This window comes from Bradyrhizobium sp. 956_D2_N1_4 (assembly GCF_052076025.1).
In the GTDB taxonomy this organism is placed as follows: Bacteria; Pseudomonadota; Alphaproteobacteria; order Rhizobiales; family Xanthobacteraceae; genus Bradyrhizobium; species Bradyrhizobium barranii.
Window position 1 is genome coordinate 5,821,962 of the sequence record NZ_CP197237.1, and the last position, 14,276, is coordinate 5,836,237.

Annotated in this window: 13 protein-coding genes and 1 other RNA gene; 2 read left to right on the plus strand and 12 right to left on the minus strand. The window is 65.6% G+C overall.

The features are described 5' to 3' along the window. Positions 1-12: 12 nt before the first annotated feature. The 7 genes from murD to rsmH all read right to left on the minus strand — a co-directional run bounded on the left by murD (position 13) and on the right by rsmH (position 8,754). Entirely contained in the window at positions 13-1,413 is a 1,401-nt protein-coding gene (gene murD / locus AB7535_RS27540) for a UDP-N-acetylmuramoyl-L-alanine--D-glutamate ligase (protein ID WP_085399275.1), read from the minus strand. 7 nt (positions 1,414-1,420) lie between these two features. Continuing rightward, complete coding sequence (mraY, locus tag AB7535_RS27545; protein WP_014492955.1) at positions 1,421-2,524, minus strand: phospho-N-acetylmuramoyl-pentapeptide-transferase; 1,104 nt, start codon at positions 2,522-2,524, stop codon at positions 1,421-1,423. 160 nt (positions 2,525-2,684) lie between these two features. Beyond that, complete coding sequence (locus AB7535_RS27550) at positions 2,685-4,064, minus strand: UDP-N-acetylmuramoyl-tripeptide--D-alanyl-D-alanine ligase (RefSeq protein ID WP_085399274.1); 1,380 nt, start codon at positions 4,062-4,064, stop codon at positions 2,685-2,687. After that, positions 4,061-5,533: a UDP-N-acetylmuramoyl-L-alanyl-D-glutamate--2,6-diaminopimelate ligase gene (locus AB7535_RS27555; protein ID WP_085399273.1), complete on the minus strand. Its 1,473-nt coding sequence runs from the start codon at positions 5,531-5,533 to the stop codon at positions 4,061-4,063. The genes AB7535_RS27550 and AB7535_RS27555 overlap by 4 nt, the downstream gene beginning before the upstream one ends. An 84-nt stretch (positions 5,534-5,617) precedes the next feature. After that, entirely contained in the window at positions 5,618-7,372 is a 1,755-nt protein-coding gene (locus AB7535_RS27560) for a peptidoglycan D,D-transpeptidase FtsI family protein (RefSeq protein ID WP_071910386.1), read from the minus strand. Further along, complete coding sequence (gene ftsL, locus AB7535_RS27565; RefSeq protein WP_014492951.1) at positions 7,369-7,761, minus strand: cell division protein FtsL; 393 nt, start codon at positions 7,759-7,761, stop codon at positions 7,369-7,371. Before ftsL ends, AB7535_RS27560 begins: the two co-directional genes overlap by 4 nt. Positions 7,762-7,764: 3 nt before the next feature. Continuing rightward, the gene (gene rsmH, locus AB7535_RS27570; RefSeq protein WP_085399272.1) at positions 7,765-8,754 is read right to left on the minus strand and encodes a 16S rRNA (cytosine(1402)-N(4))-methyltransferase RsmH; all 990 of its coding nucleotides are present in this window, start codon (positions 8,752-8,754) and stop codon (positions 7,765-7,767) included. A 430-nt stretch (positions 8,755-9,184) separates the two neighbouring features. Here rsmH and AB7535_RS27575 point away from each other — a divergent pair, with 430 nt between their 5' ends. After that, complete coding sequence (locus AB7535_RS27575; protein ID WP_193560871.1) at positions 9,185-10,048, plus strand: N-acetylmuramoyl-L-alanine amidase; 864 nt, start codon at positions 9,185-9,187, stop codon at positions 10,046-10,048. A gap of 119 nt (positions 10,049-10,167) precedes the next feature. Here AB7535_RS27575 and AB7535_RS27580 read toward each other — a convergent pair whose 3' ends face one another. From AB7535_RS27580 to AB7535_RS27590, 3 genes are all read right to left on the minus strand, one after another. After that, complete coding sequence (locus tag AB7535_RS27580) at positions 10,168-11,403, minus strand: RNA polymerase sigma factor (protein WP_135214110.1); 1,236 nt, start codon at positions 11,401-11,403, stop codon at positions 10,168-10,170. Beyond that, positions 11,400-11,750 (minus strand): YciI family protein, encoded by a 351-nt coding sequence (locus tag AB7535_RS27585; protein WP_063981533.1) that lies wholly within the window; start codon positions 11,748-11,750, stop codon positions 11,400-11,402. The genes AB7535_RS27580 and AB7535_RS27585 overlap by 4 nt, the downstream gene beginning before the upstream one ends. 100 nt (positions 11,751-11,850) lie before the next feature. After that, entirely contained in the window at positions 11,851-12,201 is a 351-nt protein-coding gene (locus AB7535_RS27590) for a YciI family protein (protein ID WP_063981532.1), read from the minus strand. Positions 12,202-12,350: 149 nt separating this feature from the next. Between AB7535_RS27590 and rnpB the strand changes: the two genes are divergently transcribed. After that, positions 12,351-12,830: RNase P RNA component class A (gene rnpB / locus AB7535_RS27595), an RNA gene on the plus strand. A gap of 167 nt (positions 12,831-12,997) precedes the next feature. On the opposite strand, the gene AB7535_RS27600 is transcribed toward rnpB, so the two are convergent. Beyond that, positions 12,998-13,711: an alpha/beta fold hydrolase gene (locus AB7535_RS27600; RefSeq protein WP_085399286.1), complete on the minus strand. Its 714-nt coding sequence runs from the start codon at positions 13,709-13,711 to the stop codon at positions 12,998-13,000. A gap of 72 nt (positions 13,712-13,783) precedes the next feature. Further along, entirely contained in the window at positions 13,784-14,242 is a 459-nt protein-coding gene (locus AB7535_RS27605) for a DUF983 domain-containing protein (RefSeq protein WP_071910384.1), read from the minus strand. Positions 14,243-14,276: the final 34 nt, after the last annotated feature.

The following is a 14,276-nucleotide window of genomic DNA, read 5'->3' on the forward strand; positions in this document are numbered from 1 at the left end:
AGTAGCCGCGCCCTACACCACCGGCTTCACACCCGGCAGCGCCTGTACCAGCTCGCGGAACTTGGTGCCGCGGATCTCGAAATTGCGGTACTGGTCGAAGGACGCGCAGGCGGGTGACAGCAGCACCACTGCATCCGCGAGGCCCGAGGCTTCGGCATCGCGCGCGGCGTGCTCGACGGCGATGTCCAGCGTCTGGCTGATCTCGTGCGCCACCTGCGTGCCCAGCGTTCCCGAAAACTCCTGCGCGGCCTCGCCGATCAGATAGGCCTTGCGGATGCGTGGGAAGAAGCCGGTCAGGCCAGTGATGCCACCCGCCTTGGGCTTGCCGCCGGCGATCCAGAAGATTTCCGAAAAGGACGACAGCGCATGCGCCGTGGCATCCGCATTGGTGCCCTTGGAGTCGTTGACGAACAGCACGTTGCCGCGGCGGCCGACCTGCTCCATGCGATGCGCGAGGCCGGGAAAGCTGCGCAGGCCGTTCTGCAGCACATCGAGGCTGATGCCCATCGCGAGCGCGGCGGCGGCGGCGCAGGCCGCGTTCTGCGCGTTGTGCTGGCCGCGCAGCGAGCCGATGCCGCCGAGCTTTGCGACCTCGCTCCGCGCGCCGCCCGCGGTGCGCACGATGGTGCCGTGCTCGACATGGATGCCGGAGGCCAGCGGGTTCTTGACGGAGATCCGCACCACGTTCTTGCCGGCACGGTCGAGCCGGTCGGCGATGTCGCGGCAGAAGCCATCGTCGACGCCGACGATCGAGGTGCCACCCGCCTGCACGCCGGCGACGAGACGCTCCTTCACCGCAGCGTAATGCGCGAGGGTGCCGTGACGGTCGATGTGGTCCTCGCTGACATTGAGCAGGATGCCGACGGAGGGATCGAGCGAGGGCGTGAGGTCGATCTGGTAGGACGACATCTCGATGACATGGACGCGGCCCGTGCGCGGCGGCTCCAGCGACAGGATCGCGGTGCCGATATTGCCGCCCATCTGGGTGTCGTAGCCGGCGACCTTTGTGAGATGCGCAATCAGCGCCGTCGTGGTCGACTTGCCGTTGGTGCCGGTGATCGCGACGAATGGCGCGTTCGGCGCGTGCCGCCGCCGCTCGCGGCAGAACAGCTCGATATCGCCGATCACCTCGCAGCCGGCCTCGCGCGCCTTCAGCACGCTCCAGTGCGGCACCGGATGCGTCAGCGGCACGCCGGGCGCGAGCACGAGGGCTGCGAAATTCGCCCAGGAGACGTTGCGCAAATCGGCGGTGACGAAACCCGCTTGCGCGGCCTTGGCGACGTTCTCGGCACTGTCGTCGGCGGCAATCACCTCAGCGCCGCCCGCTTTCAACGCGTGACAGGACGCAAGCCCCGAGCCGCCGAGGCCGAACACCGCGACCGTCTTGCCGGCGAAGGATGTGACCGGGATCATCGATCGATCACCGCAGCTTCAGCGTCGACAAGCCGGCGAGCGCCAGCATCACCGAGATGATCCAGAACCGGATCACGATCTGCGGTTCGGTCCAGCCGAGCTGCTCGAAATGGTGATGGATCGGCGCCATCCGGAAGATGCGTTTGCCGGTGAGCTTGAACGACACCACCTGCACGATGACGGAAACCGCTTCCAGCACGAACAGGCCGCCGATCACCGCGAGCACGATCTCGTGCTTCACCGCGACCGCGATTGCGCCGAGCATGCCGCCGAGCGCGAGCGAGCCGGTGTCGCCCATGAAGATCGAGGCCGGCGGCGCGTTGAACCAGAGGAACCCGAGACCGGCGCCCAGCAGCGCGCCGCAGAGCACCGCGAGTTCGCCGGTTCCCGCGACATATTTGATCTGGAGATAGTCGGCGAACACCGCGTTGCCGGCGAGATAGGCGATCATCGCAAAGCTCGCGGTCGCGATCATCACGGGAACGATGGCAAGACCGTCGAGACCGTCGGTGAGGTTCACCGCGTTGCCGGCGCCGACGATGACGAAGGCGCCGAACACGACGAAGAACCAGCCGAAATGCAGCACGGTGTCCTTGAGGAAGGGAATCGTCAGCGCGGTCGACGCGGGATCGCGGTTCAACCGCACCAGCGCATAGCAGGCGACCAGCGCGATGGCTGCCTCGATCAGCAGGCGCAGCTTGCTGCCGAAGCCCGTCGTGGTCTGCTTGGTCACCTTGAGGTAATCGTCATAGAAACCGACGAAGCCGAAGCCGAGCGTCACCGCCAGCACGATCCAGACATAGGGGTTGAGCGGATTGGCCCACAGCACGGTGCCGACCGTGAGGCCGGACAGGATCATCAGCCCGCCCATGGTGGGCGTGCCTTTCTTGGCGAGATGCGATTGCGGGCCGTCGGTCCGGATCGGCTGGCCCTTGCCCTGACGGATGCGCAGATGGTCGATGATCCAGGGCCCGAACAGGAACACGAACAGCGCGCCGGTGACGACGGCGCCGCCGGTGCGGAAGGTGATGTAGCGGAAGACGTTCAGGAAGGTGCGAACGGCACCGAAGCCGGGAAATGTGTTGGAGAGCTCGATCAGCCAGTAAAACATTCAGACGGTCCTATGGCGCCTTTGCACGCGGCCTTGGTGTTGGCCTTGACTTGCCTCACGCGCATTCGCGGGTCTTCTTCATGGGTCGGGCGACCTCTGGGAAAACGGACGGCTTCGCGCCGCAAAGGGTGGGATTCGGGAACAGCGCCTTCCAAGCAGTTTACGCCTTTGCCTGCAAGGCGGCCACTAGGCCCGGCACAAACTTGTTGACCCAGAACATCTTCTTGCTGCCCTTGACAACCACGACATCGCCTGCCCTCAGCAGATTTGCGACCTCGCCCGGCTTCAGCGTGACGGGGTCGTCGTGCCAGCCCAGGCCCTTGCCCGCCGGCAACACCTCGTAGAGATGGCGCATCAAGGGACCTACGCAGTAAACGCCGTCGATGCCGTCGAGATGCTTGGCGAGGGCCGTATGGTAGCTTGGTGCGTCATCGCCCAGTTCCAGCATGTCGCCGAGCACCGCAATGCGACGGCCGCCGGTCACGTTGCGCGCCTGGAGGCTTTGCAGTGCAGCAGCCACGCTGGCCGGATTGCCGTTGAAACTGTCGTCGATCACGGTGACGCCGCCAATCGCCTGCTCGACGCCGCGGCCGGTCATGATGCCGACCCGGTCGAGCTTGATCGCGAGCGTCGCCGCATCGAGGTTCGCGGCGCGGATCGAAGCGAGCGCCGCAAGCGCATTCTGCACGCGGTGCGGTGCGCCCGGCGTCAGGCTGAAGGCGATCTCCTTCTTGCCGAGCGCGGCCACGACCTGCCAGCTCTCGCCATGCGGCGCGTGCGCGACCTCGTGCACCTCGGTTTTCTCGCCGAACCGTACGACCTTGCCCTTCCAGTCCGGCGCCTTGATCCCGGCAGGCAGCACCAGCACGCCATCCTCGGGCAGGCCGAGCGCGATCGACACCTTCTCGCGCCTGATGGCTTCGAGCGAGCCGAGCTTTTCCAGATGCACCGGCTGAACGTTGACGACGAGCGCGACGGTCGGCCGCGTCAGCTCGCTGAGCCGCGCGATCTCGCCGGTCTGGTTCATGCCCATCTCGACGACCCAGAGGCTGGCGTCAGGCCTCGCATTGCACAGCGTCAGCGGCACGCCCCAGAAATTGTTGAAGCTCGATGGGCTGGCATAGGCGCCGGGGTAGGCTGCAAGGAATTCCTTGGTGCTGGTCTTGCCCGCGCTGCCGGTGAGTCCGATCACCGGTCCGTTGAAACGGGCGCGTGCGGCGCGTGCGAGGCCCCAGAGACCATCGATCAGCGTGTCCTTGACGACGATCTGGGGAATGCGGATGCCGGCGATCTCATGCGGCACGATCATCGCGACCGCGCCCGATGCTTCCGCCTTGTCGGCGAACTCCCAGCCGTCGCGCGCGCTGGCGAAGGCCGAGATAAAGCCGCCGCTCGGCGTACCGCTGAGCGCGACGAACAGGCAGCCCGGCTTCACCAGGCGGCTGTCCTGGGTGACGAAGTCGATCGGCGTGTCCGGAAATGATCCCGCAGCGCCCAGCGCACGCGCCACTTCGGCAACCGTCCATATTGGCGCGCTCATGCATCCCTCGACGCTAATGCGGCGGCGACCGCCTCGTGATCACTGAAGGGCAGCACCTCGCCGCCGACGATCTGTCCGGTCTCGTGGCCCTTGCCGGCGACGAGCAGCGCATCGCCGTCTTCCAACTCCTCGATCGCGGTGCGGATCGCCGCGGCACGGTCGCCGATTTCGCGGGCACCTTTTGCAGTCGCGAGGATTTCGGCGCGAATGGCTTCCGGCTTCTCGCTGCGCGGATTGTCGTCGGTGATGATGACGCGGTCGGCGTTCTCGGCCGCGATCTCGCCCATGATCGGGCGCTTGCCGGCATCGCGATCGCCGCCCGCGCCGAACACGACGACCAGCCGGCGTTTTGCGTAAGGCCGCAAAGCCTGCAACGCCTTCTCCAACGCGTCGGGCTTGTGGGCGTAGTCGACGAAGATCGGCGCACCGTTGCGCTCGCCGACGCGCTCGAGCCGACCCTTGGCGCCTTCGAGATGTTCGAGGCTCGCAAACACGTTGGCCGGATCGCTGCCGGTGCCGATCGCCAGACCGGCCGACACCAGTGCGTTCTCGATCTGGAATTCGCCGGCCAGCGGCAGCCGGACCGCATAACGCTTGCCGCGATGTTCGACGGCAAGGACTTGCGAAAAACCTTCGACCTCGGCCGCGGCGAGACGAATGCCCGCGCCTGCCCCGTCGCCGTTGCGGCCGACCGCCATCACGCGCAGGCCGTGCGACCTGGCAGCATTGATTGCTTCCGCCGAGCAATCATGGTCGGCGGAGATCACCGCCGCGCCATCCGCCGGGACCAGTTCGCGGAACAGGCGGAGTTTTGCTGCGAGATAATGCGCGACGGTTGGATGGTAATCCATGTGGTCGCGCGAGAGATTGGTGAAGCCGCCGGCGGAGACACGCACGCCGTCGAGGCGGTACTGGTCGAGCCCGTGCGAGGACGCCTCGAAGGCGAGATGCGTCACGCCTTCGCGCGCGATCTCATCGAGCTGCCGGTGCAGCGCGATCGGATCCGGCGTCGTCAGCGAACCGTAGACGGTGCGCCTGGGCGAGACGAGACCGATGGTGCCGATGCTGGCGGAGGCATGCCCCAGCCGTTCCCAGATCTGGCGCGTGAACGCGGCGACCGAGGTCTTGCCGCTGGTGCCGGTCACCGCCGCGATGGTCGCCGGCTGTGCGGGGAAGAATTTGGCCGCGGCCAGCGCCAGCGCGCGGCGCGGATTGGCCACCGTGACGAACGGCACCTTGCTGCCATCAGGTGCATGGTCGCCGACGATCGCCACCGCGCCTGCTGCAATCGCGGCATCGACGAAGCGCGCGCCGTCGGTCTTGCTGCCCGCGAGCGCGAAGAAGAGATCACCTGACTTGACCATACGGCTGTCGAGCGCAACGCCGGTCACATCGAGCGCCGCGACAGCGGGCTCGATTGCGGCATCATTGCCTGGAACGTCCTGACCTAGGAGGTCGCGCAGCTTCATGGTCTTCCAGTCGACATGCCGTCCGGAAAGCCGGATCTTCGGAAAAGCCCCGACTCAGCAGCGGCGACGGCCCACCCCCGTTGATTACTGGGTTGTCCTGGATGCTGCAAGAATAAGGCGGTCGGACGGCGGTAGGTCAAACCGTGGCTCGATGCCCAGAAGCGGCGCGATCCGCTCGATCACCTTGCCGCCGGTCGGCACCGCGTTCCAGCCCGAGGTGATGAAACCATGCGTTTCGGGCAGCGCCTGCGGCTCGTCCAGCATGATCAGGATCTGATACTTTGGATTGTCGGAGGGCATGATCGCCGTGAAGGAGTTGAGCACCCGCTTCTTGGCGTAGCGGCCATTGATGACTTTCTCGGACGTACCGGTCTTGCCGCCGACATAATAGCCCTTGACGTCTGCCTGTCTCGCCGACCCGACCTCCGCATTGAGCCGCATCAGATACCGCATCTTGTCGCTGGTCTCTTGCTTGATCACGCGCTTGGCCATCGCCGCCGCTTCAGCTTCGCTTCGCTTCATGAAGGTCGGCGGAATCAAATAGCCACCGTTCATCAGCGCGTTGATGCCCATCACCGCCTGGAGCGGCGCCACCGACAGACCCTGGCCGAACGCGATGGTGACCGTGTTCAGCTCACTCCAGCGGCGCGGCACCAGCGGAGCCGCGCTCTCGGGCAGCTCGGTGCGCAGCCGCGTCAACTGGCCCATCTTGGCAAGGAACGCCTTGTGCGCCTCGACGCCCTGGCCGAGCGCGATCCGCGCAGCGCCGATGTTGGAGGAGTAATAGAACACTTCCTTGGTGTTGATGAAACGTCCGAGCGAATGACTGTCGTGGATGGTGAACTTGCCGTAGTGCAGGTTTCCGCGTGCATCCCACGACGAGTTCAAATTGATCTTTCCGGAATCGAGCGCCATTGCCAGCGTGAACGCCTTGAAGGTCGAGCCCATCTCGTAGACGCCCGTGGTCAGGCGGTTGATGCGGTCGGGGTCGTGCGCTTCCTTCGGATTGTTGGGATCGAAATCCGGAAGCGAGACCATCGCCACGATCTCGCCAGTCTTGACATTCGAGACGATGCCGGAGGCGGCCTTGGTGTGGTACTTCTCCTTGGCCTTCAAGAGCTCGTCGCGCAGCGCGTGCTCGACGCGCAGATCGACCGACAGCTCGATCGGCTTTTGCAGCCGGTCGGTAGCAAAGCCTGCGCGGTGGAGATCGGCGAGCCCTTGATTGTCGAGCCACTTCTCCATGCCGGCGATGCCCTGGTTGTCGATGTTGACGAGACCGATGAGGTGGGCGACCTCGTTGCCGGTCGGATAGACGCGCTTGTTCTCGCGCAGGAAGCCGATGCCGGGAATGCCGAGCTTGTGGATGTCCTGCTGCTGCTTCGGCGTGATCTCGCGCTTGAGCCAGACAAAACCCTTTCGCGCCGACAAGCGCTCGCGCACCTCGGCCTCGTCGAGGTCGGGCACGGTGGCGGTGAGAAGCTCGATCGCCTCGTCCTTGTCGATGATGCGGCGCGGCTCGCCGAACAGGCTCGCGGCCTTGACGTCGGTCGCGAGGATCGCGCCGTTGCGGTCGACGATGTCGGGCCGCGCGGTCGCGACCACCTCTTGCGCGGCAGCACGGCGCGCGCTGTGGGCGTCGGCACCGATCGCGAACATCACGAGCCGGCCGCCGATCAGGACGTAGACCGAGGTAAAGGCGATCATCGCGAGGCCAACGCGCGCGCGCGCCTTCGCGGCGCGGTCAACGTTGCGCCCGTAGAGCAGGCTGCGGATCAGCCGCTGCCGCCAGGGCTCGGGCGGCTTTTGAGTTGGCTTGGCCGGGGTCACAGCGCTCATTGCTTGTCCTCGGGTTGAGGCACGGAGCCCGTCACCGTATCCGGATCGCTCGCGGCTTCGATGGTGTTGAGCATGGCCCCGATCGGATCCGGCTCGCCCGGCCTGAACATCCGCGGCGGACGCTCCGGCAGGTTCTTCAGCGAGTCATATTGCGTACCGTTGACCGGCTTGAGCGGCAGATGCCGGTCGGACAGGCCCTGCAGGCGCAAGGGCGCATCGAGCTTGGCCCATTCGGAGCGCAGCGCCGCGATCGCATCGCGCTGCTCGCGGATCTCCGCATGCAGCCGCAGCACCTTTTCGGTGCGCGCCGTGGAGTCCATCTTGATCCGGTAGACGTAGGCCGCCGCGAAGATCAGCGCGCCGATGACGAGGAGGTGGATGAAGCGCATGCGCTAGCCGCCCCTCATCACGTCGGAGAGCTTTGGCCAGGACGAGGTCTCGCCGTCGTCGTGCGCGGGCGCATCGGTACGTTCAGCGGCGCGCAGCTTTGCGGAACGCGCGCGCGGATTATGCGCGACTTCCTCCTCACCCGCGATCACCGGCCGCCGGGTCAGCAGCTGGAAGCTCGGCGCGGTTTGCGCCACTTCCGGCAGATGCCGCGAACCGCCGCCTGTCTTGCTACGCTCGGAGAGGAAATTCTTGACGATGCGGTCTTCCAGCGAATGGAACGAGACCACCACGAGGCGGCCGTCCGGCCTGAGCACGCGCTCGGCCGCAGCGAGCGCGGTCTGGAGTTCCTCGAGCTCTTCGTTGACGAAGATGCGCAGGGCCTGGAACGTTCGCGTCGCCGGATGAATATCGCCGGGTTTCGAGCGCACGACCCTGCCGACGAGATCGGCGAGCGCGCGCGTTGTCGTGAACGGCGTCTCCTGCCGGTCGGCGACGATGGCGCGGGCGATGCGGCGCGACTGCCGCTCCTCACCAAAGAGATAGATGATGTCGGCGAGATCGCTTTCCGAGGCGCGCGCGACGATGTCGGCCGCCGTCGGCCCCGCCTGCCCCATCCGCATGTCGAGCGGACCGTCGAGACGGAAGGAGAAGCCGCGGCCGGCCTGGTCGAGCTGCATCGAGGAGACCCCGACATCCATCACGACGCCGTCGACGGCATCGACGCCCTGCGCCGCACAGACCTCGGCGAGATTGGAGAAGCGGTCCTCGACCAGCGTCAGCCGGCCCGCGGAGCGTTCGACCAACTCAGCCCCGCCGGCGATCGCCGTGCGGTCGCGATCGATCGCAATCAGCCGGGTTCCCGGCACGTCGAGGATGGCGCGGCTGTAGCCGCCGGCGCCGAAGGTGGCGTCGACATAGATCCCGCCCGCGCGCGGCGCGAGATGATCGACCGCCTCGCGGCCAAGAACGGGGATGTGCGGAACCGAACTCATGCGCCACACCCGCAGAGCGTCCTTGCGAGATCTGGGACGAGCGAGTCCATTACGCCTCGAATAATTCCGCGTCGCGGCGGTTCCACGACCCAACCCTCGTCCAGCATGGTTACCGAGCCCGGTCATCCCGGGCCGCAAACCCAGTGTTCCCAGTGGAATTTGTCGGGCAGCCATGGGATTTCGAGCCAAAATACGCTTTGGCCGCCTCCGGACGCGGGTCGGCTCTTCAATCCTCAGTAACGGCCCTTAGCGTTAAGAAAGCGTTGATCGGCTTGTTACAAGTCGAAAAGGTGACGCGTCGGTGATGCTCCATCCACACACATGCGCCAAAATGCATCCATTAACCGCGCCGCGCGATTGCGCGCGGCGGAGGGTAAAGGAATAGTAAAGAGAAGGGCTTGGCCCACTCTCTGTCCGACTTGAGCTGTCTATGTCGTCCGGTCCTTCCACGCCGTCTGGATCTGATTCGAAACGTCAACGCGTTCTCCCGGTTCCCAAGGCCGCGGCGAACACGCGGACGTTCGAGCCGGATTCCTCGATCGTCTCCGACATCATCCCTTCGCCGAACCATGGCGACCGCAACAAGGGACGGCAGCCGGATATGATCCTGCTGCACTACACCGGCATGCCCGACGTCGAGGGCGCGCTGGCGCGGCTGTGCACGGCGGGCACCGAAGTGTCGGCGCATTACGTCGTGCTGGAGGACGGCCGCATCGTGCAATGCGTGCCCGAGGCCAAGCGCGCCTGGCACGCGGGCGTCTCGTCCTGGGCCGGCGAGGACGACATCAACTCCTGCTCGATCGGCATCGAGATCATCAATCGCGGCCATGACTGGGGCTATCCGGAATATCCGTCGCGCCAGATCGCCGCCGTGATCACGTTGTGCCGCGGCATCATGCTTCGCCGCAACGTCGCCGCGCACCGGGTGCTCGGCCATTCCGACGTCGCGCCGGCGCGCAAGAAGGATCCCGGCGAGAAATTTCCGTGGCATTCGCTGGCCAATTCCGGCGTCGGACACTGGGTGACGCCCGCGCCGGTCGTGCGCGGCGAGAGCCTGATGCTCGGCACCATCAGCGACGAGGTGCTGAGCCTGCAGCAGGCGCTCGCCCGATACGGCTACGGCGTGCCGCTCACCGGCAAATACGACGCCGCGACGATGGAAGTCGTCACCGCCTTCCAGCGCCATTTCCGCCCGGCGCGGCTCGATGGTGTCGCGGATCACTCGACGCTGTCGACATTGCAGGCGTTGCTCGCGAGCCTGCCGACGGATGCGACGGCAGTCGCGGCGAAGTAACGGCGCAAGCCACACACTCCGGTCATTGCGAGCGCAGCGAAGCAATCCAGACTGCCTCCGCGGAAAGAGTCTGGATTGCTTCGTCGCTTCGCTCCTCGCAATGACGGAATGCGTGGCGACTACTCCATCTCCCGCATCCGTCGCGCATAGAGCCGCCGCAACGGCTCCAGCTGCGTCGCCGCCGTCGCGGCGACATACGCCTCGCGCGCTTCGTCCTTGCGCCCAAGCCGTCGCAACAGATCCGCGCGCACCGCAGGCAACAGCTCGTAGCCGCCAAGCCCGCCGCGCGCGGTGATCGCGTCGACGAGATCGAGCGCGCGCGCCGGGCCGTCGACCATCGAGACTGCGGCGGCGTGGTTAAGCTCGATCACCGGCGACGGATTGATGCGCAAGAGCACTTCGTAGAGGCCAGCGATCTGCGGCCAGTCGGTCTGCTCGTAGCTCGGCGCACGGGCATGCAGCGCGGCGATCGCGGCCTGCACAGCATAGGGCTGCGGGCGGCCAGGCACGCGGAGCGCGTCGTCCACGAGACGCAGACCTTCCTCGATCTGCACACAATTCCAGAGCGAACGATCCTGCTCTTCCAGCAGAACGACGTCGCCGGCTGTGGTCTCGCGCCCGGCACGGCGCGCATCGTGCAGTAACATCAAGGCGAGCAGGCCTTTGATCCCGGCGCGATCCGGCATCAGCCGGTCGAGCAACCGGCCGAGCCTGATCGCTTCGACCGCGAGATCGGGCCGCATCAAATCCGCGCCCGAGGTCGCAACATAGCCTTCGGTGAAGACGAGATAGATCACGGCGAGCACGCCGTTGAGCCGCGGCGCAAGCGCGGCGTGCTCGGGCACTTCATAAGGAATGCCGGCGAGCCTGATCTTCTGCTTGGCGCGGACGAGGCGCTGCGCCATCGCATCCTCGCCGACGAGAAAGGCGCGCGCGACCTGCGCCATGGACAGCCCGCAGACGGTGCGCAGCGTCAGCGCGACCTGAACCTCGATGGCGAAGGCTGGATGGCAGCACGTGAAGATCAGCCGCAGCATATCGTCATCGAGCGTTGCTGGCGGCTCGTCGCGCGCCTGCGCGTTGAACTCGAGCTCATGCACGAGCGCCCGCTGCTTGCCGCGGAACACGGCCTGCCGCCGGATGCGATCGATCGCCTTGTTGCGACCGACATTGACCAGCCAGGCGCGCGGATTATCGGGCACCTCGCCCGCCGACCAGCGCTCCAGCGCGACCGCGAAGGCATCCTGGAGCGCGTCCTCGGCGAGATCGAAATCGCCGACGAGGCGGATCAGCGTGGCAAGCACCCGCCCCGCCTCGTCGCGAAAAATCCGAGCGATGTCGGCAGGACAGATCACTTGTAGATCATGACCGGCCTGACTTCGATGGATCCCTCTTTGGCCTCGGGAATCCGAGCAGCCAGTCCGACGGCGGTGTCCAGATCCTTGGCCTCGACCAGATAGTAGCCGGCGAGTTGCTCGCGAGTCTCCGCGAAGGGACCGTCGGTCGTCAGGGTCTTGCCCTCGCGCACGCGCACGGTGGTCGCCGTCGTGGTCGGCTGAAGCCCGTCGCCGGCCTTGAAATGGCCGCTCTGGACGATGGACTGCGTGTAAGTGCCGTACTCCGCCGACAGCGCCTGACGGTCCGCGGGGGACATGTTGATCATTTTCGCTTCGTTCCGGTAGATCAGCAGTAGGTACTGCATGGCTTACTCCTGTTGTTCGGCCTGATTGCCGACATCCAGTCGAACGGGGCCAACATCAAACGACATCCTCGGGATAATTATTCGATATCAGGGGACGAGATCATTTGTAGATCATCACGGGCCTGACTTCGATCGAGCCGTCCCTGGCTCCGGGAATCCGCGCGGCCATCGCGATCGCTGCGTCGAGGTCTCTCGCCTCGACGAGATAATAGCCGCCGAGTTGCTCGCGGGTCTCGGCGAACGGACCATCGGTCGCGAGTACCTTGCCGTCGCGAACGCGAACGGTGGTCGCAGTCGAGGTCGGCTGGAGCCCGTCGCCGGCCTTGAAGTTGCCGCTCTGGACGATGGACTGGGTGTAGGCGGAATACTCCGCCAACAGCTTCTGGTAATCTGCGGGGTCCATCTTGCTCTGTTGAGCTTCGTTCCGGTAGATCAGCAGCAAATACTGCATCGCTTAACTCCTGTTGCTCGGCTGGATTGCCGGCATCCAGTCGAACCGGGCCCACGCCCAACGACATGTTCAGGATAAATTATTCGCAGCCGGCGTGCGCGGCGATCTCTGCTTGACGGAACCGTCACAAATGCCCCATGCGTAGCCGGTCAGTCGGCCGGACGGCCGCTCCGGCAGGTGCCGAAAGGCCGCCGGGGAGGAAAGTCCGGGCTCCCTTGACATACGGTGCCGGATAACGTCCGGCGGGGGCAACCCCAGGGAAAGTGCCACAGAGAACGAACCGCCCGCCGACGCCCCTTCGGGGCTCTGGCGCGGCAAGCCCTCGGGCCTGCCGTGCCGTAGCAGCGCAAGCTGCGTAGGCAGGTAAGGGTGAAAAGGTGCGGTAAGAGCGCACCGCGGCTCCGGCAACGGAGCCGGCATGGTAAACCCCACCGGGAGCAAAACCGAATAGGGACGGCGTAGCGGGCTGTTCGCGCAAGCGATAACGCCGCGGGGCGATGTCAGGCCCGCCGTCCGGGTAGGTTGCTCGAGGCCATGTGCAAACATGGTCCCAGAGGAATGGCCGTCACGTATCGTTCGCGCAAGCGGACGGTGCCTTACAGAACCCGGCTTACAGGCCGGCTGATATCTTGCAACGAGGGGTTCGATGCTGACCGCATCGAGCCCCTCACCATTTTGACCCGGCTGTCATTCCGGGGCGTGCGCAGCACGAGCCCGGAATCCATTCATCCACCGACTCTGCCGCCTGATGGATTCCGGGCTCTCGCTTCGCGAGCCCCGGAATGACGGCTGCGAACTAAGCGACAATCTCGTTCAACACGCCCATCAAAGCCTCGGGCGCCGTCACGTTCGGCGCATGACTCGCATCGAGCTCGAAATAGCGCCAGCCCTCCTCGTTCTTCGTGCGCTTCGCGAACTGCCCGAACACATCGCCCGGCGGAATGCGCCTGCAATAGATGTAGCTGCGCGGCATCGCCGGCTCGCCATGCTCGAGCTTGAGCCTCGTCTCGAAACATTTGATCGGCATGTTGATGCGGCGCGCATTGAGCCAGTCGAGATCGGCCTGCGGCGTATCCGGCGGCGGTGGATTCGGCGGGATGCGGTAGCCGTCGCCCGCGGCAGTCGCCTTGCGCATCGGCTCGCGGCCGCCCTCGTTGAGATCGAACAGCGACTGGCCGTCACGCGGCACGAAGGCGTCGAGATAGATCAGTTGCGTGACGCGCTCGCGCGCGCGGTCGGCAACACCGGTCGCGACCATGCCGCCATAGCTGTGGCCGAGCAGCACGATGTCGTCGAGGTCCTCGAACTTGATGACGTTGAGGATGTCCTGGATGTGCGTATCCAGATCGATCGCGGGACTGGCCAGATGCGCGCGCTCGCCAAGCCCGGTGAAGGTCGGCGCCACCAGGCGGTGGCCGGCCTGCGCCATCAGCGGATGCATCTTCTTCCAGGCCCATCCGCCGGACCATGCGCCATGACAGAGCAGAAAAGTCTTCGCGCGTGCGGCCATCGGCATTTCCATCGTTCTTGTTTCTACGATGGAGTGTAGCCGCCGCGCGCGCGATGTAAACGCTGCGGCCCCTCAGGCCGCGCGGGTGTTCACCTTCACGAGGACGGGCGCGACGGCCTCGCGGCGCAGCTTGCCCGCCTCAAAACCATGCATGCCGATCTGCCATTGCAGGCCGACGATGGCGCCCTTGGTCGGTTGCAGCAGCGCGAGCGAAGCGAACAGCGTTACCGGCAACCACACGGCCAGTTGCAGCCAGACCGCCGGCGCGTAGGCCGTCTCGACCGCGAGGATCGCCGGCACCACGAGATGGCCGACTACGACCATCACCAGATAAGCCGGGAAGTCATCGGCGCGCTGGTGAAACAGCTCCTCGCCGCAATGGTCGCAGCTGTCGGCCACTTTCAGGAAGCGCCCGAACATATGTCCTTCGCCGCAGTTCGGGCACTTGCCCAAGAAGCCGCGCCACATCGCCTTCGTGAGAGAGACTGAACCGGTTGCCATGACAGCACCTCTTCCTTTTCGCTGATCCATACAATAATATCTTGTATCCATACATTCAAAGGAT